This is a genomic window from Pseudomonas sp. THAF187a, assembly GCF_009363395.1.
GTDB lineage: Bacteria > Pseudomonadota > Gammaproteobacteria > Pseudomonadales > Pseudomonadaceae > Aquipseudomonas > Aquipseudomonas khazarica.
In genome coordinates this window covers 4,625,317-4,646,636 of record NZ_CP045349.1, presented here as the reverse complement: position 1 = coordinate 4,646,636, position 21,320 = coordinate 4,625,317, and the positions used below count along the sequence as shown (strand labels likewise).

Below are 21,320 nucleotides of genomic sequence, written 5' to 3'. Positions count from 1 at the left end.
CTGCCAGCGGGCAACGTCGACGGACATCGGACAATGGCATTCGGCGCGCGCTTCTGGAATAGTTAGGCGGCTATGCGTAACCCGCTGGCACCTGCCGATCGCCCACAAGGCCAGCCCGGCAGTCGTGACACCTGCCGTGTCCCTCTCGCGTGCCAACCTGGCGCGCCAGGCGAGCCACCCGTTCGCCGCTGGATCCGCACCCTTGCCCGGTGCCACAACGACAACGACCAAGATCCATACAAGGACGCCCCGATGAAACTCAAGCGACTCTTTTCCGCGCTCGCCGCCGGCGCTGCGCTGACTGCCCTGTGCGCCACCGCGCAGGCACGCGAATATTCCGTGTCCACGGTCCTGTCGGATGCCTTCCCCTGGGGCCAGGCCGCACAGAAGTGGGCCGACCTGGTCAACGAACGCTCCGAAGGGCGCATCACCCTGCGCGTGTACCCCAATGCGCAACTGGTGGCTGGCGACCAGACCAAGGAGTTCTCCGCCATGCGCTCCGGCCTGATCGACATGGCCGTGGGTTCGACCATCAACTGGTCGCCGCAGGTCCCGGAACTCAACCTGTTCTCCCTGCCGTTCCTGATGCAGAACGACGCCGACCTCGACGCCATCACCCAGGGTGAAGGCGGCAAGCTGGCGTTCGCCGCCATCGAGCAGCGCGGCATCGTGCCGCTGGCCTGGGGCGAGAACGGCTTTCGTCAGCTGTCGAATTCGGCCAAGCCGGTACGCAGCCCAGCCGATCTGGCGGGCCTGAAGATCCGTGTGGTCGGCTCGCCGCTGTTCCAGGACACCTTCACCGCCCTCGGCGCCAACCCCACGCAGATGAGCTGGGCCGACGCCAAGCCGGCGCTGACCACCGGTGCGGTGGACGGCCAGGAAAACCCGCTGTCGGTGTTCGACGTGGCGCGGATCGACCAGGTAGGCCAGAAGTACCTGACCCTGTGGAACTACATGGCCGACCCGCTGATCTTCGCGGTCAACCAGCGCGTCTGGAAAGCCATGCCGGAAGCCGACCGCGAGCTGCTCAGCCAGGCCGCACGCGATGCCGGCAAGTGGGAGATCGAGCTGTCGCGCAATGCCCAGGACCAGCGTCTGGCAGACATCCGCGAGCGTGGCGTAGAGGTGATCGAACTGAGCGAGGCCGAGCGTGCCGCGTTCGTCGAGGCCACTGCCAGCGTGCAAGAGAAATGGGCACCGCGTATCGGCGATGCGCTGATGGACGCCGCGCGCAAGGCCGTGGCCCAGCCCTGATCCGTTTCATCTGACCGCAAGCCCAAGGGCTTTGCGGCGTGGTGCGGCAGATATGTCGCGCGACACCGATCCGCTCCCCTCTCTCGTTCATGGGAGAGGGGCTGGGGGAGAGGGCCGCTCTTCTGCTGGATCACGCCAAGCCGGTCGTTCGAGGTTCTTATGAGCAAGCAAGTCGACGCGCCACTGGAGCGCGCGCTCGCCACCCTGGCCCTGGTGATCATCAGTCTGATCAGCCTGGCCAACGTCGTGGTGCGTTATTTCACCGATGCTTCTTTCGCGTTCACCGAGGAAATCTCGGTGTTCCTGCTGGTGGTGCTGACCTTCGCCGGTGCCAGCGTGGCCATGCGCAGCAATCGGCACATCCGTATCGGCCTGCTCGAGCGCCTGTTCCCGCGCCTGCGCACGCCGCTGATCCTGCTGCAGTGGCTGGCCGGCGTGCTGGTACTGGGGCTGGTGTGCTGGTTCGGTGGCCAGTTCGCCTGGGAGGAATACCAGTGGGAGTCGCAGTCGCCGGGGCTCGGCCTGCCCAACTGGTGGTACGTGGTGTGGCTGCCGATCCTGGCGCTGCTGGTGTTCGTGCGGCTGAGCCAGATGACCCTGGATCGCCTGCGTGGGAGGATCAGCGATGAGCCCTGATCTCTGGTTGATCCTCAGCTTCGTCGTGCTGCTGGCGCTCGGTGTGCCGGTGGCCTTTGCCCTGGGGCTGTCCGGCGCCATCGGCATCATCGCCGGGCTGTCGCCGGACATGCTCGCCACCCTGGGTACCAACACCTACAACGGCGTGGCCAAGTACCCGCTGATCGCCATTCCGCTGTTCATCCTCACCGGCCTGGTGTTCGAGAAGGCCGGCGTGGCCTTGCGCCTGGTGCGTTTCGCCCAGGCGCTGATCGGCCCGCGTCATGGTGGCCTGGCGCTGGTGGCGGTGCTGGTGTGCCTGATCATGGGCGGCATGAGCGGCTCCGGTCCGGCGGATGCCGCTGCGGTGGCCATGGTGATGCTGCCGAGCATGACCCGGGCAGGCTATCCCAAGCCGTTCTCGGCCACCCTGATCGCCGCCTCGGCGTCCACGGCGATCCTGATCCCGCCGTCGATCGCGCTGATCCTCTACTCCATCGTGGTGCCCGGCGTGGACCTGCGCGCGCTATTCGCCGCCGGCCTGTTCCCCGGCATCATCGCCGGCCTGGTGCTGCTGCTGCCGGCCTGGCTGCTGTCGCGTCGCTACGGCTGGGAGTCCCCGGAGCAGGGTGAGCGCCCGGCACTGGGAGAAAGCTTCAAGCAGGCGTTGCCGGCGCTGTTCGCTCCGGTGCTGATCCTCGGTGGGCTGCGCAGCGGCCTGTTCACCCCGACCGAAGCGGCGGTGGCCGGTGTCACCTACGGCGTGCTGGTCGGCCTGTTCCTCACCCGCGAGCTGGACTGGCGCGGCCTCTGGCGCCTGTGTGGCGAGGCGGCGGTGATCTCCGGGGTGGTCATGCTGATCATCGCCCTGGCCGGCATCTTCGCCTGGGCCGGCACCATGCTCGGCACCTTCCGCCACCTGGCCGAGTGGCTGATCTCGCTGTCGGACAACGGCTGGGTACTGCTGGCACTGGTGATGCTCGCCGTGCTGCTGGCGGGCATGCTGCTCGATGCGATTTCCATCTACCTGATCCTGATGCCGATCCTCATCCCGGTGATGCAGCACTTCGGCTGGAATCCAGTGTGGTTCGGCATCCTGCTGGCGATGAACATCGCCATCGGCCAGTTCACCCCTCCGGTGGCGATCAACCTGATGGTCACGGCCGAGGTCGCCAAGATCCGCCTCGAGCAGACCGTGGGCTGGGCCGCGTTGTTCGTGGTGGTGATGTCCAGTGCGCTGCTGCTGGTGGCGATCTTCCCGGAAATCGCCCTGTGGTTGCCGCGAGTGCTGGGCTACGCGGTGTAAAAGGCGCGACAGCGTCTATAGTTGGCAGATGGTGCGCAGCGGGGGGCTGCGCACCACTGAGGGCGGTACCGCTGGGCAAGAACATGGGCGATGGCGACTATAACGAGCACAGGGATGTAGGCACGGAGCACTGCGAAGGGCTGCGTGAGTCGGGCAAGCGTGCGCTGATGCGCACCATCCTGCTGGCAACGGGGCTGACCCTGGGTGGCTTTGCCGTGCTGCAGGCGTTGGCCGGCAACTATCCGTTCGCCATCCTCGAAGTGCTGTGCACCGCGCTGCTGCTGTTCGGCGCCAGTCGCATCGGGCGGGCGCGCCACCTCAACCTGTGGATCTACCTGTACCTGGTCCCCACCTTCTGTTTCATCCTCTACATCATCGTCATGCCGGATGCCTCAGCGGCGGCGTTCGTCTGGCTGTACATGATCCCGCTGTTGGCCTACCTGCTGCTGGGCAAGCAGCGCGCCTTCCTGCTGACCGCGCCGTTCATGCTCGCCGGCCTGTTGCTGTACTTTGCCGACAACCGCCTGAACCTGGATACCCGTGGCCTGATCGACCTGGGCAATGCGGCCCTGTGCGGTGTCCTCATCCTGGTCTTCGTGCATATCTACGATGGCTTGCGCATGCAGGCCCATCTGGAGCTGGAGCGCCTGGCGCAGACCGACTCGCTGACCGGCGTGGCCAGCCGTGGCAGCTTCCAGCATGCCTTGCAGCGCAGCATCCAGGAGGTCGAGCGCAGCAACGGGCACCTGGTGCTGGCGCTGCTCGACGTCGACCACTTCAAGCAGGTCAACGACCAGTGGGGGCACGAGGCGGGGGACATGGCCCTGCAGCACATCTGCCAGATACTCCAGCATCGCCTGCGCGTGACGGATTTCCTCGGGCGCCTGGGCGGCGAGGAGTTCGGCCTGTTGTTGCGGCACACCGACAGTGCGGGCGCCGAGCCGCTGGTGGAGCTGCTCCGCGAGCAGGTCGCCGAGCAGCCGCTTGAGTACGACGGCCAGCTGATCGCGCTGTCAGCCACCTTCGGCCTGGCCGCCTGGCCAGCGGACGGACGCAGCGCCGCCGAGCTCTACCGCAGCGCCGACCGCCGCCTGTACCGGGGCAAGCAGCGCGGGCGCAATCAACTGGTCAGCGCGGACGTTCCGGGGGAACTGCTGCTGGACAAGTTCGACGTGCGCCTGTGAGCGAGCGCGCTCAGCGCGTCGCGCTGGTTGGTGCGGGCGCTACGCAGGGTTGCTGGTTGGCACCGGCCAGTTTCTCGACGTTGTTCAGCACGTTCTGCCCCTGGTTGACCCGCTGGGCGTTCTCCGCGACCTGCATGCGCTGGGTGTAGGTGGCGGAGTTGCCGTTGAAACTCTGCTGCGTCTCGAGCACGGTGTTGGCCATGTCCAGCAGGCTGCGCCCGGTTTCGATCAGGCTGCTGGTTGCACTCGGGGCGCATGGGTCATTGGCCATCTGGGCATTCTGCAGGCCCTGGCTCTGCGTGTTCTGTGGCAGGCAGCCGGTCAGCGCCGTCAGTACGGCAGCACCCAGGACCAAGCCCAGGCTTCCATTGATATTCATCGGACATTCCCTTCGATCACCAGGCCTCGGCCCAGTGCCGAAGCGTTGTCCGCGATTCTAGGAAGGGGCTGACAGGCCAGGAATAGTACGGGTGTACTAGTGCCCGCCTATGGTCCTTGCCGCGTTCGCTGCCCAGGGCCTAAGGTGTCGGGGTAACGACGAAAGCTGTTTCAGCAGGGAGTGTCAGCATGCCCAGGAAGGGTCCCGTTTCCTACGACACCGAGCTCGCCCAGGCCGGAGTACGGCTGATTTTCGTGGCGATCGTCAGCAGCTATACCGTGCTGCTCTACCGCTATTCGCTGATGGAGCCTGGCCCGGTCTGGAAGGCGCTGGCGCTGTACGCAGCGTTGCTGGTGCTGGCGATGATCATTCGCTGCGACGTCATGCGCCGTCCGGGAAACCGCCCCTGGCGGCGCATGCTCACCATGCTCAACGACTACACGGGGATCACCCTGACGCTGGTCAACGGTGGCCAGTTGATGCTGCCGATCTATGCGATCCTGGTCTGGGTCACGATCGGCTACGGGTTGCGCTACGGCTTCGGCTACCTGTTGCGGGCGACGCTGATGGCGTTGCTGTCCCTGATCCTGACCGCTTGCATGTCGGAGTACTGGCAGTCGCAGCCTTACCTGGTGGCGACGCTGCTGCTGACGGCCCTGATGGCGCCTGCCTACCTGCACACGCTGCTCAAGCGCGCCCGCGAAGCCGCCGAGGCCGAACAGGCGGCGAACCGCGCCAAGTCGCAGTTCCTCGCGCAGGCCAGCCATGACCTGCGGCAACCGGTTCACTCCATCAGCCTGTTCACCGCCTGCCTGCGCGACAGCGACCTGGGCGCCGAGCAGCGGCGCCTGGTGGAAAACATCGACAAGTCGCTGCACAGCGTCGCGCGCCTGTTCCGCTCGATTCTCGACATGTACTCGCTGGACAGCGGCAAGGTAGTGCCGCGAATGGAGACGCTGGAGCTGCGTCCTCTGCTGCAGCAGCTCATCCAGCAGAATGCCGAGGCGACGCGCTGGGCCGGGGTCGAGATCCGTCTGCATTGCCCACCACTGTATGTGCGCGCTGACCCGGCGCTGCTCACCACCATGCTGCAGAACCTGCTGTCCAACGCGCTGAAATACGCGCCGGGCAAGCCGGTGCTGATCGCCTGTCGGCGTCGCGGCCAGGGCCTCGCCATCGAGGTCTACGACCGGGGGCGGGGCATCGCGGTCGGCCACCTCGACAGCATCTTCAACGAGTTCTATCGCGTGCGTCAGGAGCGCGACCGCGACGTCGACGGCATGGGCCTGGGCCTCGCCATCGTCAGGCGCCTGGGCACGCTGATGGACCTGCGGGTGAGCATGCGCTCCGTCGAGGGCCGAGGCACGCGGGCGATGATCGACGGCTTGCAGCGGGTCGAGGCACCGAGCGAAGGCCGCTCGACCCACGCGGGCAGCGCCCAGGCGCCGAGGATGCTGGACGGCTTGCGCGTGTGCCTGATCGAGGACGATCAGAACGTGCTGCTGGCGACCGCGACCCTGTTGCGCAAGTGGGGTTGCGAGGTGGCGACCTTCGATGCGCTGCCCGATGCGTCGATGCATTTCGACCTGGTGGTGACCGACTTCGACCTCGGCACCGAAGTCTCCGGTGCCGACTGCATTCGTCACCTGCGCCGGCACAGCGGACGCGAGGTGCCGGCGATCATCATGACCGGGCACGACGTACGCCGTGTGCAGGAGCAGGTGGGCGATGGCAACACGCCGATCCTGTCGAAGCCGGTGCAGCCCGCCGAACTGCGTTCGCTGCTGGTGGCGCTGAAGCTCAAGCTCAAGGCCGCCTGAGCGCTACACCAGCCCGGCCTTGGCGCCGATACCCGCCGCTGCCGCACGGGTGCTGACGTCCAGCGTGCGCAGCAGCGAGGAGACATGGATGCGGACGGTGAACGGGGAGATATCCAGCTCGCGGGCGATCTCCTTGTTCGATAGCCCGCGCACCACCAGGCGCAGCACATCCTGCTGGCGCGGCGTCAGCTGTTCCAGCAGGTGGCGGTTCTCGGCAAAGTCCGGTACGCCGGACGGCCCCAGCGCCATGACGAATTCCCCGGCGCAGACGGCCAGCAGTGACTCGGCGATTTCCTCGGGAGGGGTCGCCTTGCCGATGAACCCGTCGGCACCTGAGGCCATGACCTCATCGATCAGCTCGCGGTTATCGACCATCGACACGATCACGATGGAACTGCGCTGGAACTCCTGGCGCAAGGCACTGATGGCATGCGGGGACTGACCGGGGAACAGCAGGTCGAGCATGAACAGGCGCGGCGCCTTGCCGTCGCGTGCGAGGCTCAACACTTCGTCCATGTCGCCCGCCTCGAGGATCTCCGCCTGGGGGAAGACTCGCTGGGCGATACGGCACAGGCCATCCCGGAAAACAGGGTGGTCGTCGGCCACGATTATGCGTTCTTGTTGTGAGGGTTCGGACATGGTGGGCGCTTCCGTCTGGCCCTCAGACTAAAGTCATATGCCGGTCGGCGCCAGCGGATGTTTTCTCCAGCCATGCCGCCGAACTGAACCGGAGAGCGTCGCGCCGGGTCTGTGTGAGTACACCTCATGGAATGCCAAGGAGTCGTACATGGACCTTATCCGCATCCTCATCGCCATTCTGCTGCCGCCGCTGGGCGTGTTTCTCCAGGTCGGTTTCGGCGGTGCGTTCTGGCTGAACATCCTGCTCACCCTGCTGGGCTACATCCCCGGCATCGTGCATGCGGTGTACATCATCGCCAAGCGCTGAGGGCCTGTTCCCGCCCGCAGCGATGCAAGGAACGGAGCCCCTCTCTCGCCAGCGGGAGAGGGGAGACGATCACGCCGCAGTTCCCCCAGCCCGCTCTCCGAAGCGGCTCGTCATTCGTTGTTTCACTCCCGCCGCAAGAAATGCACGCTGAACAGCTGCGCCGGGTCGCGCCACATGGCCGCCGAGGCGAAGCCACAGCTGCCGGCCAGATCGCGGAACCCGCTCGGCGTGTACTTGTAGGAGTTCTCCGTGTGCAGGGTCTCGCCGGCGGCGAAGTCGAACACCCGGTCCTCGATCCTGACCTGTTGCGCCTGCCGGCTGATCAGGTGCATCTCGATGCGCGATTCGGCCTCGTTGTAGAACGCCCGGTGCTGGAAACTGCGCGGGTCGATGTCGCTGTCCAGCTCGTTGCGGATGCGCTCGACCAGGTTGAGGTTGAACAGCGCGGTGACCCCGGCATGGTCGTTGTAGGCGCGCTCCAGCACCTGACGGTCCTTGACCAGATCCACGCCGATCAGCAGACCACTGCCGGCCGGCAGCGCCTGGTGCAGATTGCGCAGGAAGGCGCGCGCCTCGTCCGGGTCGAAGTTGCCGATGCTGGAGCCCGGGAAGAAGGCCAGCGGGCGTTGTCCCAGCGCATCGCCGGGGAGCTTCAGCGGTTGACTGAAGTCGGCGCACAGGGCGTGCACGTCGAGCCAGCGATAGTCTGTGGCCAGGCGGCGGGTGCTGGCCTGCAGGAACTCGCGGGAGATATCGATGCCCAGGTAGCGCGCCGGGCGCAGGGCTTCGAGCAACAGGCGGATCTTGCGGCTGGCGCCACTGCCCAGTTCGACGAGGCTGGCGTTGCGCCCGGCCAGCGCGGCGATGTCCTGCGCGGCCAGGCGCAGGATGGTCTCCTCGGTGCGCGTCGGGTAGTACTCGGGCTGTTGGCAGATCAGCTCGAACAGCTGCGAGCCACGGTGATCGTAGAAGAACTTCGGCGACATCGTTTTCGGCCAGGCCGCGAAGCCGCGCAATGCCTCGTCGCGCAACGCCTCCTGTTCCGGGCTCAGGGATCGTTCGTTGCTACGCAGTGCCAGTGCCATGCTCAAAGCTCCTTGGCCAGGCGCAGGCCGGAGAACTGCCAGCGCATCGTGGGGTAGAAGAAATTGCGATAGGTGGGGCGAACGTGGTCTTCGGGGGTGGCGCAGCTGCCGCCGCGCAACACCATCTGCCCGGACATGAACTTGCCGTTGTACTCACCCAGGCTGCCGCCCAGCGGACGAAAGCCGGGGTAGGGCCGGTAGGCGCTGGCGGTCCATTCCCAGACGTCGCCGTAGAGCTGCTGCAGGCCTTCGCCCGCGCCAGCGGCCACCGGCTGCAAGTGATCGTTCTCGACGAAGTTGCCCCGCAGCGGCTCGTCCTGCGCGGCGACTTCCCATTCCTCTTCACGTGGCAGGCGCGCCTGCGCCCAGGTGGCGAAGGCCTCGGCCTCGAAGTAACTCAGGTGGCAGACTGGTGCGGCGAGGTCCAGCTCGCGCGGGCCGCCCAGGGTCAGCTCCAGCCAGTCGTCACCCTCGCGCAGCCAGTACAGCGGCGCCTGCCAGCCGGCGCGCTGGATATGGTCCCAGCCATCCGCCAGCCACAGCGCGGTGCTGCGATACCCGCCGGCGCGGATGAACTCGAGGTACTCGCCGTTGCTCACCGGCCGGCTGGCCAGCTGGAAGTCGTCGACGAACACCCGATGGCGCGGCTGCTCGCAATCGAAGGCGAAGCCCTCGCCGGCATGCCCGACATGCCGCAGCCCGGCGGGAAAGCGCAGCCACTGCAGCTCGCCCGCTGTGGCAGCGCCGGGCTTGAGGTCGTCGCGGTAAGCCGGGCGCAGCGGGTTCTGCGCCAGGATGTGCTTGATGTCCATCAGCAGCAGCTCCTGATGCTGCTGCTCGTGCTCCAGTCCCAGCTCGATACGCTGCAGAATCTCGTCGGCGAGCTGGCCGCTCTGCCGGGTCAGCAACTGCGCCATGGCCTGGTCGACATGGCTGCGGTAGGCATACACCTCGCTCACCGTCGGCCGCGACAACAGCCCGCGCCGCGCCCGCTCGAAGGGCGTGCCGTGGGTCTGGTAGTAGGAATTGAACAGGTGGTCGTAGCGCTCATCCAGCGGACGATAGCTAGGCAGGAAGGGCCGCAGCACGAAGGCTTCGAAGAACCAGGTGACATGCGCCAGATGCCACTTCGGCGGGCTGACGTCCGGCATGCTCTGGATCACATAGTCCTCGCGCTCCAGCGGCTCGCAGAGTCGCTCGCTGGCGGCGCGCACCCACTGATAACGCTGCCATAGGCGTTCGAGGTGAAGGTGTGCAGCGTCGATCCTGCTGGCGCGGTTTGGCATGTCGCGCGTCCTTTGCTGGCGTCGCGGAGGCGACGGTTCTTAGAGCCGACCGGGCGAACAGGGCAAAGGTTCCGGCAAAAGCATGACGTTCGGATGACAGGTCGCCGAGGTCAGTGGGTATTGGCCTTGCGAGGGCTGGGAAGCGGCGCCAATCACGCCAGTGAGCGAAGCGGCTGTGGCAACTCTATGGAGGCAAAAGCCACGCAATGCGCGGCTTTGAAGATGGCAGATCCACGCAGACTCGGATCGTGGAACAAAGGATTATGAGTTGCCTAGAAATGCCTCAATCCCAGCAAAACGGTAGGCAGCTTAGCGCAAGTAAAATAAGCTGGAAGCATCGTCGTTACTGGGCTTCAGCGAAATTTTGCGAAACCTGTAGAAGCTCGGAACTGTACCTCTAGTGTACTGATTTTTCAGCCCGACAGCCAATTGTTGCGGACTCTGTCCAGCAGCATAGCTTGTCAGGCGAGGCTTTGATCAGCCAGCTATTAGCTTCTTGGGAGTACGCACCCATGAGAGTAACCGAGCGCTATTTGAGGGATGTGCGCGATAACCATAAGTTAAACATGAAGAGTCCTTTTAAAATCAATAGACTCTGCCTCTAAGTTGTGTTTCTTGAATTTGTACTTCATGTAAGAGGATATTTCATCTTCGTGTGTTGACAGAATAATTTGGCGTTCAGAGAACTCATTCCTCAATAAATCAATGAAGCCTGCAACATTAATGTCATCCAGGCTCTGTGCAGGGTCGTCAATTAGAAGTATGGAATTTTTTGCATATCGCTTATTTAGGGCAAGTGTAAAGGACAGAACCAAGGAGGAGAGTTGGCCTGAGCTCATTGAGAAAATAGCGTCATGTAATTTATTAGGATGCTCACGAAAAGAAAGGCTTTTTCCATCAGTCTCAATAAAGATGCCGAGTCCATTTTGAAAATTTTGTAAAAGACGGCCAGAGTACACGTGAAAGAGAACCTCTATGCCTTTGGCGACAGAGGAGATATAGGAGCTTAGATTGTCTGTGTAAATTTCAACCAGCTTTTCTAGTGCCTTGCTTAAATAAACAGCTTTTCGATATGTCTCATCCAATTTTAAAACTTCCGCTTCTTTGCTTGCGATTTCTATGTGTGTGCCACGGATATAAGCTAGTTTTAAATAGGAGTGTTTTCTATTAATGGCCTCAATATCAAGTTGCATGACTGATTTTTCATCTGAAAGAAAAATCTGTTCAAAAAATTCCTGAAAGTATTCTTCAATAGAATCGTAATTAACTTCTCGGTACAATAGGCGTACTTCGTCCTCGAGTTCTTTTATTTTTAGCGTCTCTTCTAAAGAAAAATCTTTGCAGTAGAACCTGCTCAGATCTATACGATAAGATGTATATGAGTATTTAAGTCGTTGCAGGTACGAGATTTGCTCCTCGCTAAGAGCAATAAGCTTTCTCTTGTATTCAATCGTGTGATAGTGAGTTGCAATATAGTGCTCCAAGATCTTAAGAATGGGGCTGGCTATTTTGGTCTTGAATTCATCGACACTATTTTTTAAGTTCTTGCCGTTTGACTCAACTAGAGCTTCTAAAGAGATTCTATGCAAGTCCAACTGCCGCAACAGATTTTCCCTAGTGCCCCACTCATACCCGCACGCCGGACAATCAGAGCTGTTATGTTTTAAGTGGGTATTAGAAAATTTCGTTATGAATGTATCGCGCGAGCTCAAGAGCTCATTATAGGCAAGCTCGACAAGGTCTGCGCTTTCTGCAATTGAGCGCACTGAGGCTGCGGCTGAGATAAACTCCTTGTAGTCAAGTCCAAAATTAAATTCATTGAATATGTCTGAGTTGATTTCGAAATTCAAGTTTAGAGGTTGGTGTAGGCTGTTTTCTAATTTGCTTGTTAGTGACTTTGCGAAATCATAGCGCATCACCTCTTTGCGAGAGTCAGCAATACCATCTAATTGACCTCCAAATCTCAGTAGGCTCTCAATGGCCTGCAGTTTTGGTCTTAAGCTTTTATCAATGGAATTGTTATGTTTGGAGTTGAAAAAAATAACGGCGTTTTGGCGAAATTTTTTTAGCTTGTTCAATACTCCGTCGGCTTCTAGCCAACTGGATATGATTGAGGGTTTTGTGTCAATGGTTTCGAGATCCCACGGTTGTAGCGTGGCGCTGATCAGTCGTTCGTAAACAATGTCTTCAGCATTAAGTGTGTTGTTACTGACAGATTGGCGCAGCTCGCTTAACTCATTTTTATGGAGTTCGAGGGCCTCTTTTTTGGCAGCTGTTTTTAGCTTACTTATTGCGTTTTTAATCGCGGCTATTTTATTACACTTCTCTCTATAGTCGCCAACATCAAATAGATGATCAATTTTCTTTTGTTTGGTTGAACCCTTGCTTTTTAGTGCCGCGGTATTATTTTCTTGCTCGACATAATGGAAGAGTCTATAGTTCTGCTTGTAGCCGGGGCCGAGAATTTTTTCAAGGATCTGTGCTTCATTTGCAACCTCTTGCCACTCGCCATTGTTTGACGAAATATAAAGCTTGAATAGGTTAAGGCCTAAGCCCTTTCCTTCATCAAGGTCGGCTTTGATAGCGCTTCTTCTTAGGTGAAATATACCATTACCTGTCTCTACTTCAGCTGAAATAGAAACCTCTGTCCCTGGTAATGACAAGTCGTAAGTTAGTGGGCTCCCTTTAACGGTTGAGCGGCCATCCACAGTGTCAGCCTCTAATGAGGCGTAACGCGTTATATTGCCTGTTAATAGGAGTTCCACTGCGTCAAAAAAAGAGGTCTTCCCAAATCCGTTGGGGCCATCCAGTACAGTTAGATTGTTGGAGTTTATTTTGAATTCATAGAAATGAAATGCTTTAAAATTTTCAAGCGTAAGCTTCTTAATATTTGATTTCATATCCAGTTCCTACAATCCTTGAGGCCAACTCATCCAAAACCAACTCTGGATCACTTGTGCTTTCAAAGTCTAAATCCAATACGGCCGACTCAATGAATGCCAAGAGTTCTGGTTGCTTTGTTTTTTGGATCTTGGACTTATGCTTGGAATATAGTTCTTGTATGTCAGCCGGTTCGCCGTCGCCAATATCGATGAAGCCTAGTTTTATAACGAGTCTGAAAACAAGTTCCTGCCAGGCTCCCGTCCCCAAAAGTTTTTTGTAGTCTGAAAAAACAGTCGAACTATTCAGTGCGCTATGTATCGTCTCTGAGAAATTGCCTTCGCCCAGCATTTCGTGAAGGTTGTTAAGTTCAATTGGGGTGTAGTAAATAACGTGCTTCTTAAAGAAGAATAGATCCTCTTCTGCCTCGTGAACCTGGCTTATCACAGATGGGCTAATTTCGGCTACCTGCCACAGGCAAATCAAGTTGGTGTTCTTCTGTATCGACTCATGCCGATATAGCTCTTGGCATCTTTCGAGCCATAGGTGCTGGCTACTGATAACTTGCTTCGGATCGGTCTCTACAACCAGCCAGTATGTTTGGCTGTCTTTGTCTTCCGGGATAAAAAAATCAAATCCTTCTCCGATGAGAAGTCTATATCCATTTTGAGAAAACAGGCTGGCGACTAAATCTCTCACTTTTTTATCTCATCTGGAATGTTAGCAATAGAGACTAGAGCTATTTCTTTAAACTTATTGAACTTGCTGTGCTCTTGATAGCTTTCACTACGAGCTCCGACACATAGTACCGAATAAATTGACTCGGCATTGATGTCGGATGTTATTAGTGTCCCGCTTTCGTATAAGAATTCCACATCATGTTTTATGGCTCCTTCAACAATTCGTTTGCAAATTGCACCAGCGCTGCTAGGTCCTTGGTGTATTGCTGTAGGGTAAAAATCCCCGTTGGGGAGGCTCCAGAAGAAATTCTTAACCTTGCGAGACGGGTCGTAAGTAGATTCGACCAGTTCGTGAAATATTCTAAATAACCCTAGTTGTAGGTCATTTGATGTGAAGGCTTCGTCTTTGTATTCTACCAGCGAGCTAAATTGACCTTTCTTGTTTGGTAGTATTGAACGGATAAAAGATTTTAGTCCTTCGGTATCTAGCTGGCTGATTTGCGCGACGCAGCGGCTAAGCTTTTCAAGTTCTTCTCCTTGTAGGTCGTTGTCATCACAGAACTCAGAAAAGTAAATTCCTAGGTCTTTAATGATGACTGAGAAGAAATATTCTTCGTTGAGAATCGAAGAGGTTAGGTTTTGCTCCAAAACGCTGATGAATCTTTTAAATTCAATTTTTTCACGATTGGCCACTTGGCGCTGGATAGCAGTCTTTGATAGCTGTATCTCAGAATGCATTGCGATAACTTTTTTTACAACGATATCTTCCAGTAGGTTTCTTGACCAATCCAGGTATTCAGTAGAGAGTTTGTGGGGGGCGCTGGTATGGTATCTTGCATATATCTGTTTTATGGTGTTTTCTAGAAGGGCGTCTATTTCCGCAAGGGCGCAGTAGCTTTCCGAATTTGACCCTTTTTTGTATTCATACAAGGAAACTGGTAAGTAGTTTGAAATGAAGTTATCGGGGAGCTTGATCTTTTTTGATACATGAAGGAATGCGCTGCAATTAGGATGGTTGGTGGCTTTTTCTATCTGCTCTGTAATTGCTGACTCATAAGAAGAGAACTCTTCGCTTTTGTAAGCCTTAACTTGATGTATAGACTGGCAAGTGTCACCTAAAAGTACTGCAAAATCATCAATGCTATCTAGCTGTAAGGAAAGGTTTTCACTGAGATCTAAGTCGTCAAGGATCAAAGTCAAGCAGTGATAAAGAGCAACCTTGCCTTGGTATATGTATCCACCCCAAGTGGCTACTGCGGTGTGAGGTAAACTAGCCTCGATATCATTCCTAGCCATGACGCATCCAATCTAAGCGTAAAGGGAGTCTTTGGACTCAAGTCACGTTTCCTAACTGGCTCCTTGGCAGATTAGGTTGCGTGACAATATTCGGAAAGGCGGAGTATGCCCAGAATTGCTGCCGGTACTCTTGCTGGGGTAATTGGGAGCAGATCACAGATTATTGTTCTCACATGCATTTCAAAAACTCTGCACCGTTCGACACTGAGGGAATGCTGAACACCCCCGAGCTGCTGAAGCGCCTTCGTCCCAGATTTCACGGTACGAATCAGCAGCGCACTGCTGCATTTCGGGCATTGCCGCTCGGCTGTCGGATCGCTACGGCGCTTGAGGTTCTGCACATGCTCGCGGTGAGTGGCGAGGCTCGGCACGCGACGGCCGCTTTGCAGGGTGTGCAGCATGGCGTCGACTTCGGCCTCGCTGAATACCGCCTGCTGGAATGACTGGATATAGCGGATAAAGCCAATGCCCTGGGTCACGTTGGCCGGCACTTCGGTCTTGAAGGTGCTACCGCCGACAAAGGTGATCACCGAGTGCAGTTGCTCGGGGCTAGCGCCAAGGGTGGCTTCCAGGGCTTTGAGATGCTTGTAGTTCTGGCGTAGCGGGCTCTGGAATTTGAAGGTGCGTTTGTAGAGCTTCTGCGTCCACTGCGCCTGTTTCTCGCTGCCGAAGATCCAGCCGCTCATATTCTTCGTTTTCAGCACGAAGATGCCGTAGGGCGAGAGGAATACGTGGTCGATCTGTGTAGTGCCGTCTAGCGTGTTCAGGGTGACGTTGTGCAGGCGGCGGTAGGTTTGCTTGTCCAGTTGCCAGTGGGCGAACAGGCGCACCAGCAGTTCGCCGATCTGCCCCTTGGCCCACGGCGATTTGAGCAGGGCGATCAGCAGGGCTGCAGGGATGAACCAGGTCAGCATGCCCCAGACCTGGGCGACTATCGGGCTGTAATCCATTTTCTTCCTTGAGCCGAGCTGCTTGTTAGAGAGGCGAGCAGGTGTGCCGAAATCCAGGTGCCTGGCACATCCGGATAATGGCTAATTGCTTTCAAGGGCTCAAGGGGGCGCGACTATTGTCCTATGGCGTGATGACGCACTAGGGGCTGGTGAGCCCGGTTTAGCTACTCAGCGCTATTTGGTAACGCGTGCTGCGCCCGCCACCGGGTAGTCGCTCGATGCAGCCCTTTTGCAGCAGGTCGCCCAGGTGACGGGTGGCGGTGGCTTTGGATACCTTGGCCACGGCTTGGTATTGCGCCGCGCTGATACCGTTCTCGAAACCCCTTTCACCGCCATCGAGCAGACGGTTAAGCACTTTGATCTGCTCCGCCGATAGCGTTTGGCTGCGGTGTACCTGCCAGAAGCGCGCCTTGACCAGCACACGGTCAATCCGAGCAAGTGCCCGCTCCAAGCTCTTGAGCAGTGTCTTCAGAAACCACTGCAGCCAGGCAGTGATATCCAGCCCACCTTTCTGACTGGCTTCGAGGATGCGGTAGTAGCCGGCGCGGTCCTCGAGGATGCTCGCGGACATCGCGTAAAAGCGGATGGCCTGCTGTTCGCCCTGAGCCAATGCCAGATCGGTGATAGCGCGGGTGAGGCGACCGTTGCCGTCATCGAAGGGGTGCAGGGTCACGAACCAGAAATGTGCGATACCGGCGCGAAGAAACGGGTCGAGGCTGGTATCGCTGCGGCTGCTTTCGAACCAGGCGAGAAAGTCCGCCAGTTGCGCTTCCAACCCTGCGCGGGGAGGGGCTTCGAAATGCACGGTAGGGCGGTCTATCCGACCCGAAACTACCTGCATGGGCTCTTCGCCGCGCAGTGCGCCGATGTGTAGTGGTCGAGCCAGAAGTTGGTCATCGGTGGGGAATAACCAACTGTGCCAGGTGAACAGTCGCTGTTCTTCTAGCGGCTCTTGATGTGCGTGGGTGGCATCGAGCAGCAGTTCCGCCAGGCCTTCGGAGCGAGAGGTGGTTCGACCTTCTTCGCTCAGCCCCAAGCGCCGCGCCAGTGATGAACGCACCGAACCGACATTCAACTGCTCACCCTCGATGGCAGAAGAGGTGACGATGTTTTGCAGCATGGCATCCAGGCTGCTCTGCACTTCGGTGTCATTGCCCACCGCACCGAGCATTCCTAACAAACGCCCCTGAGCCTGACTGCAAGCACGCAGCAGCGGGGCAAGCGTTTCGCCTTGCCAGCTGAAGTGCGGCCAGTTGGGCTGCTGCCAGATCCAGAGCGGTTCATTCATAAGGGGGCATCTGTGAGCCGATTGGCGAGCCTATTCGGCTCATTCAGTGAGCCGATAATGCCTTCTATTCGGCTCACTGTCTAATTCTCAAGCCGGGCTTGCTAGGTTGCTGAGCGTGTCTGATCAGGGTTTTTGCTCGCGCGTTTTTTTCAGCGTTTCAGAAACATCGTTGAAAGAGGTCATTTGTAGCTCTCGGGCTACAAAATGGCACAGTCCGAGCTGTCTTGTAGCTCAAGGGCTACAAGCTTCCAGGCATGACTCTGTATCTGCGCCGGTTTTCGGCTGTAGGTTCGGTTGCCGATGTCTGTTCCAAGCTGATCGCAATGAGGAGTGCTAGGCACGTGCCAAAGCCAGAACTGGCGGGCGTTTGCGCTGTGCACGGCACGCCTATGCATGCCTTGGGTGCCGTCTCCAACCCCCGTGCAGACTGCTTTTCAGGTGAACGAAGTGCCGCCACCTTTTATCTTGCCCTCCACCTTTTCCGCGCATTCTGAACTGCTGGATGGAGTAACCATGGTGAGGAAGTGAGGGACGCCGCCTTCGCTGTGTGCTGCGCGAGGGCTGGTCAGTGGCATTCGACTGTGTACGCCATAGATATCAGCGTCGATGCAGATGACTTTCAGATGACTGGCTTTGTCAGTGGTCTGTCTGGCAAGCCTTTGCTTGCCGTTGGTCCAATAGCTGGTGCATTAGCTAGGAGGCTGTACGCATATACAGCTATGATCTGTAGGAGTGACCTACGAAGGCTTAAACCGGAACAGATACCCATTTTTCCGACACGGATTAATGGTTATCCGTTACGGGAAGCAGCTATCATGAAACGAGTTTTAGAAAACCGGATCGGCAAAGTGGAATATTTATCTGAAATCCTGAAGATCCTAGATGGGGCCTTGAAAGCCAACGCAAGCATGGCATCGAATTATGCCGGCTTGCTGGCCGACAAGCTTGATAGCGATGGAGCATCGCGGCAAGCACGTATGATTCGTGAGCGTTTGGCGCGCGCCCCTGCGGCCTTGGCTACAGCCCAAGATGCTTCCCGTGGCGTTAGCCTCACTCAGCTTCCGGTGGACGGTGAAAGTAGACTTCATACCGTCGATGTGAGCCGACCGAGCGCGAGCGAGTTTTCTCTGCATCTTCCCAGTGCTCTTCATGAGCGTATTGTTGAGTTTCTGGAAAACGTTGAGCACTACGATGCTCTGGCCAAAGTTGGAGCCGCGTTACCGAGCCGGCTCCTAACTTACGGGCCGCCGGGCACCGGCAAAACGATGCTTGCTAGGCACATAGCTTCAAAACTCGACTTACCGTTGCTGACAGTTCGGTGCGATACCTTGGTGAGTAGCCTGCTTGGCCAGACTAGTCGCAATCTGCGCCGGGTTTTTGAGTATTCCCAGCAGATGCCGTGTGTGCTGCTCCTAGATGAGTTTGATGCCTTGGCCGGGGCAAGGGGCAACGAACGAGATGTGGGAGAGTTGCAGCGTGTGGTAATTGCCCTTCTGCAAAATATAGATGCTTTACCGGAAAGCACGATTCTCATTGCAGCAACAAATCATGACCAGTTGCTGGATCCAGCCATCTGGCGACGCTTCAGCTTTAGGATCCCGATGCCGGTTCCTGATGCAGTGTTGCGAGAAGTGCTTTGGCACCAATTCTTGGGCAGCTATCGCCCAGCAAGCCTGGATATTGCCTCTTTGGTACAAGCGTCAGAGGGCCTCACGGGTGCAATGATTGAGCAGGTCTGCATCGACACCAAGCGCCACGCTGTAATTCTTGGTGCGGCTGAGGTGGATGAGACCCAATTGTTCCGGAAATTGGGTCTGTTGATTGCACTTCTTGATGGTATTTTCTTAAGCACCTCTGAAGCAGAAATTACTTGGTTGAGAAAGTGGAACCCCAAGCAATTTTCGCTGAGAAATCTCGCCAAGACGTATAAAGTCTCTACACGGTACGTATCGAACCTTACAAAGGAGAAGGAATTCAGTGGCTCGGAAAAAGGGATTGGCAGCACGAGAAATAGCTAGCGCAAGCGTAAACAACCCCTTCCAGCATGTCCCCTTTTCTGAGGGCGATCTTGGCTCGTATGACCGGAGCGGGGGCGGCGGAGGGAAGATTCTTGTCGATGTGACCGCTGAGTATCGTCAGTCACTGATTGAGAACATCACCTCAGCGGCAGCAGTTTTAGCCCCAGAGGGGGTTAAACATCCAGGCTACCTTTCGACTCTTGTTTTCAAGCTGAGAGAAACAGGAGTTGCCAAGTCCCACCGCCCAACCACGCTGGCAGAGGAAGCTGGTCTTCTGACAGCTGGACATGGAAAGATCGACGAGATGCTGGTTGGCGTCGATGCAGCGCGCATCGCTGAGTTGAATCGGGTCATTAGGACGAGAACAACTAAAGCTATTGAGGCTAACCTCAGCGCTATCCAGAAGATCGAGCCTTGGGGGCGAGACAGGAGGGTTCCAGAGGGCGCGCCTACCCTTCGAGAGAGGGGACGCGCACTCGTGCGCTTATTCCGGTACGGCCAGGAAGCCTTTTCCCAGCATAACTATGAGAGCGTTCTTGCCATGCTCAAGAAGCTCAACATTCCATACCGCCAACTTTTTCGGTCCCGCGGACTACCGCTGTTTTCATTGTTGGATCTGGACAAGGTAAGTGATGAAGCCTTCGGCTTGCTGCTCGACTACCCAGGTGCACGTCAGATCATCGCGGAACCGATTTTCAAGCCATTCACAACGCATGCAGCCTCCACAGCTGAAAGCACGAGCGCTGCAGTAGCTGGTCTTCCTGCGGCATCCTCTATTCCTACTGTCGCCGTTTTCGACTCCGGTGTTAGCGCCGGTGCCAAAGCACTATCTGGGTGGATTGAGGGAAGAGACCTCTACGTACTTCCTCCGGATACCAATTACGAGCATGGCACGATGGTCGCCTCGCTCGTAATCGATTCTCGCCATTTTAATGACGGGCACGATTGGTTCCCGCCGCTACAGACCAAGGTCTTCGACGTGTGTGCTTTAGAGACCGGAGGCTCGTACATGAGCGACCTGGAGGAGCGGTTGCGCAGCGCAGTTAAAAAGCGCCCCGACATCAAGGTCTGGAACATATCGATTGGCGGAAACCCATGCGACGAGCACCTATTCAGCGACTTCGCGCACACACTCGATAAGCTTAGTGACGAGTACAACGTGCTGTTCGTTGTAGCCGCGGGCAACTATGACATTGAGCCAAGACGGAGCTGGCCTAACTCTGCCCCGCTAAAGGATCGCATCTCGACACCCAGCGAGTCCGTTCGGGCTCTGACTGTCGCCTCAATCACTCATATTCATGCGACCGACGCGCATACCTTGATAGGCCAACCTACCCCGTATTCGCGACGCGGGCCTGGGCCGGTGTTTACCCCTAAGCCAGATATCACTCATGTTGGCGGTGGCGTACATCTTCCTTGGAAGAGCGGAGCAAGTAGCATCAAGGTGGTCACTCCTGATGACAAGCTCACGGCGAGATTCGGCACCAGCTTTGCGGCGCCAATTGCATCGAGCATGGCCGCTCACGCCTGGCAGGCTGTCGAGGGACACCCTCATCTGAGCGCCGATCCCTCGATGGTCAAAGCGTTGATGATCCATGCCGCGCAACTCGCCTCGCCTGACTACGACCGTAGTGAACGTCGGTATCTTGGAGCCGGGCGACCAGACGACGTCATTCGTACGCTTTATGACAGCGACGACAGTTTCACGCTGGTCTTCCAGGCAAAGGTTGCTCCGAGCATGAGATGGCGCAAGTCCCCCTATCCCATCCCGAAAGCCCTAATGCACGATGGCAAGTTCCGGGGCGAAATCATCATCACTGCCGCCTACGCCCCTCCACTCGACCCAGATTGGGGTAGTGAGTACGTACGGGCCAACATTGAGCTCAGTTTTGGTGTGCTCAATGGCGAGCGGATATCGGGACGCGTCCCGATGGAGGGCGAAGCGGGACAGAGTGGCTATGAGACTGCTCAGGTCGAACAGGGAGGGAAATGGTCGCCCATTAAAGTTCACCGCAGGAGTTTTCCTGAAGGGACTGCGGGAGATATCTGGGCGCTGCAAGCATCCGTTTTCCTGCGCGCTTTCGAGCCGCGCCTAGAAGAGGCACTGCCAGTTACGGTAATTGTTACGTTACGCTCGCTTGATGGTGACACGAATGTTCACGCAGATGGCCTTCGCGCATTGGGGGCAACGAACTGGGTGCATAATACTTTGCCGGTTCGAGTTCCGGTTAATGCTTAGAGCCGTCAGCGAGTGCCGTATTCTCGATATGTTTGAGGTATATAGGTCTTCTATCCTTGTGATGCTTTAATTTTTTGTGCGGATGGCTCGGTAA

General features: G+C 57.7%; 16 protein-coding genes and 1 pseudogene. 8 read left to right on the top strand and 9 right to left on the bottom strand.

Features of this window, described 5'->3' with window-relative positions; all coding sequences use genetic code 11:
* Positions 1–252 precede the first annotated feature (252 nt).
* The 4 genes from FIV02_RS21710 to FIV02_RS21695 all read left to right on the top strand — a co-directional run bounded on the left by FIV02_RS21710 (position 253) and on the right by FIV02_RS21695 (position 4,359).
* Positions 253–1,254: a DctP family TRAP transporter solute-binding subunit gene (locus FIV02_RS21710; RefSeq protein ID WP_152489757.1), complete on the top strand. Its 1,002-nt coding sequence runs from the start codon at positions 253–255 to the stop codon at positions 1,252–1,254.
* A gap of 159 nt (positions 1,255–1,413) precedes the next feature.
* Positions 1,414–1,890 (top strand): TRAP transporter small permease, encoded by a 477-nt coding sequence (locus FIV02_RS21705; RefSeq protein WP_037056038.1) that lies wholly within the window; start codon positions 1,414–1,416, stop codon positions 1,888–1,890.
* Positions 1,880–3,175 (top strand): TRAP transporter large permease, encoded by a 1,296-nt coding sequence (locus FIV02_RS21700; RefSeq protein WP_037056035.1) that lies wholly within the window; start codon positions 1,880–1,882, stop codon positions 3,173–3,175. Before FIV02_RS21705 ends, FIV02_RS21700 begins: the two co-directional genes overlap by 11 nt.
* A gap of 83 nt (positions 3,176–3,258) precedes the next feature.
* The gene (locus tag FIV02_RS21695) at positions 3,259–4,359 is read left to right on the top strand and encodes a GGDEF domain-containing protein (RefSeq protein ID WP_152489756.1); all 1,101 of its coding nucleotides are present in this window, start codon (positions 3,259–3,261) and stop codon (positions 4,357–4,359) included.
* Between the two features lie 10 nt (positions 4,360–4,369).
* Here the strand turns inward: FIV02_RS21695 and FIV02_RS21690 are convergent, their stop codons facing one another.
* Positions 4,370–4,738 carry a hypothetical protein gene (locus FIV02_RS21690; RefSeq protein WP_134676475.1) on the bottom strand — a complete coding sequence of 123 codons (369 nt, stop codon included), beginning with the start codon at positions 4,736–4,738 and terminating at the stop codon, positions 4,370–4,372.
* A 188-nt stretch (positions 4,739–4,926) separates the two neighbouring features.
* Between FIV02_RS21690 and FIV02_RS21685 the strand changes: the two genes are divergently transcribed.
* Complete coding sequence (locus tag FIV02_RS21685) at positions 4,927–6,558, top strand: hybrid sensor histidine kinase/response regulator (protein WP_152489755.1); 1,632 nt, start codon at positions 4,927–4,929, stop codon at positions 6,556–6,558.
* A 3-nt stretch (positions 6,559–6,561) separates the two neighbouring features.
* On the opposite strand, the gene FIV02_RS21680 is transcribed toward FIV02_RS21685, so the two are convergent.
* Positions 6,562–7,197 (bottom strand): response regulator transcription factor, encoded by a 636-nt coding sequence (locus tag FIV02_RS21680; protein WP_152489754.1) that lies wholly within the window; start codon positions 7,195–7,197, stop codon positions 6,562–6,564.
* A 148-nt stretch (positions 7,198–7,345) separates the two neighbouring features.
* Here FIV02_RS21680 and FIV02_RS21675 point away from each other — a divergent pair, with 148 nt between their 5' ends.
* A complete protein-coding gene (locus tag FIV02_RS21675) occupies positions 7,346–7,504 on the top strand; it encodes a YqaE/Pmp3 family membrane protein (protein WP_003084988.1) in 159 nt (52 codons plus the stop codon).
* A gap of 122 nt (positions 7,505–7,626) precedes the next feature.
* Here the strand turns inward: FIV02_RS21675 and egtD are convergent, their stop codons facing one another.
* The 7 genes and pseudogenes from egtD to FIV02_RS21640 form a co-directional block, all read right to left on the bottom strand.
* Positions 7,627–8,589 carry an L-histidine N(alpha)-methyltransferase gene (gene egtD, locus FIV02_RS21670; RefSeq protein ID WP_152489753.1) on the bottom strand — a complete coding sequence of 321 codons (963 nt, stop codon included), beginning with the start codon at positions 8,587–8,589 and terminating at the stop codon, positions 7,627–7,629.
* A 2-nt stretch (positions 8,590–8,591) separates the two neighbouring features.
* Positions 8,592–9,875, bottom strand: coding sequence for an ergothioneine biosynthesis protein EgtB (egtB, locus tag FIV02_RS21665; protein ID WP_152489752.1), 1,284 nt, complete (start codon positions 9,873–9,875; stop codon positions 8,592–8,594).
* Positions 9,876–10,435: 560 nt separating this feature from the next.
* Complete coding sequence (locus tag FIV02_RS21660; protein WP_152489751.1) at positions 10,436–12,775, bottom strand: AAA family ATPase; 2,340 nt, start codon at positions 12,773–12,775, stop codon at positions 10,436–10,438.
* The gene (locus FIV02_RS21655) at positions 12,759–13,454 is read right to left on the bottom strand and encodes an ABC-three component system middle component 1 (protein WP_152489750.1); all 696 of its coding nucleotides are present in this window, start codon (positions 13,452–13,454) and stop codon (positions 12,759–12,761) included. Before FIV02_RS21655 ends, FIV02_RS21660 begins: the two co-directional genes overlap by 17 nt.
* Entirely contained in the window at positions 13,451–14,731 is a 1,281-nt protein-coding gene (locus FIV02_RS21650; protein WP_152489749.1) for an ABC-three component system protein, read from the bottom strand. The genes FIV02_RS21655 and FIV02_RS21650 overlap by 4 nt, the downstream gene beginning before the upstream one ends.
* 180 nt (positions 14,732–14,911) lie before the next feature.
* Positions 14,912–15,681: pseudogene (locus FIV02_RS21645) on the bottom strand (NERD domain-containing protein).
* A 160-nt stretch (positions 15,682–15,841) separates the two neighbouring features.
* The gene (locus FIV02_RS21640; RefSeq protein WP_152489748.1) at positions 15,842–16,969 is read right to left on the bottom strand and encodes a Fic family protein; all 1,128 of its coding nucleotides are present in this window, start codon (positions 16,967–16,969) and stop codon (positions 15,842–15,844) included.
* An 815-nt stretch (positions 16,970–17,784) separates the two neighbouring features.
* On the opposite strand from FIV02_RS21640, the gene iteA reads away from it, so the two are divergent.
* Together iteA and iteS are read left to right on the top strand one after the other, a co-directional pair.
* Positions 17,785–18,987 carry an anti-phage ATPase IteA gene (iteA, locus tag FIV02_RS21635; protein WP_093051872.1) on the top strand — a complete coding sequence of 401 codons (1,203 nt, stop codon included), beginning with the start codon at positions 17,785–17,787 and terminating at the stop codon, positions 18,985–18,987.
* A complete protein-coding gene (iteS, locus tag FIV02_RS25070; protein ID WP_256663015.1) occupies positions 18,947–21,226 on the top strand; it encodes a S8 family anti-phage peptidase IteS in 2,280 nt (759 codons plus the stop codon). The genes iteA and iteS overlap by 41 nt, the downstream gene beginning before the upstream one ends.
* The last annotated feature ends 94 nt before the right edge of the window (positions 21,227–21,320 follow it).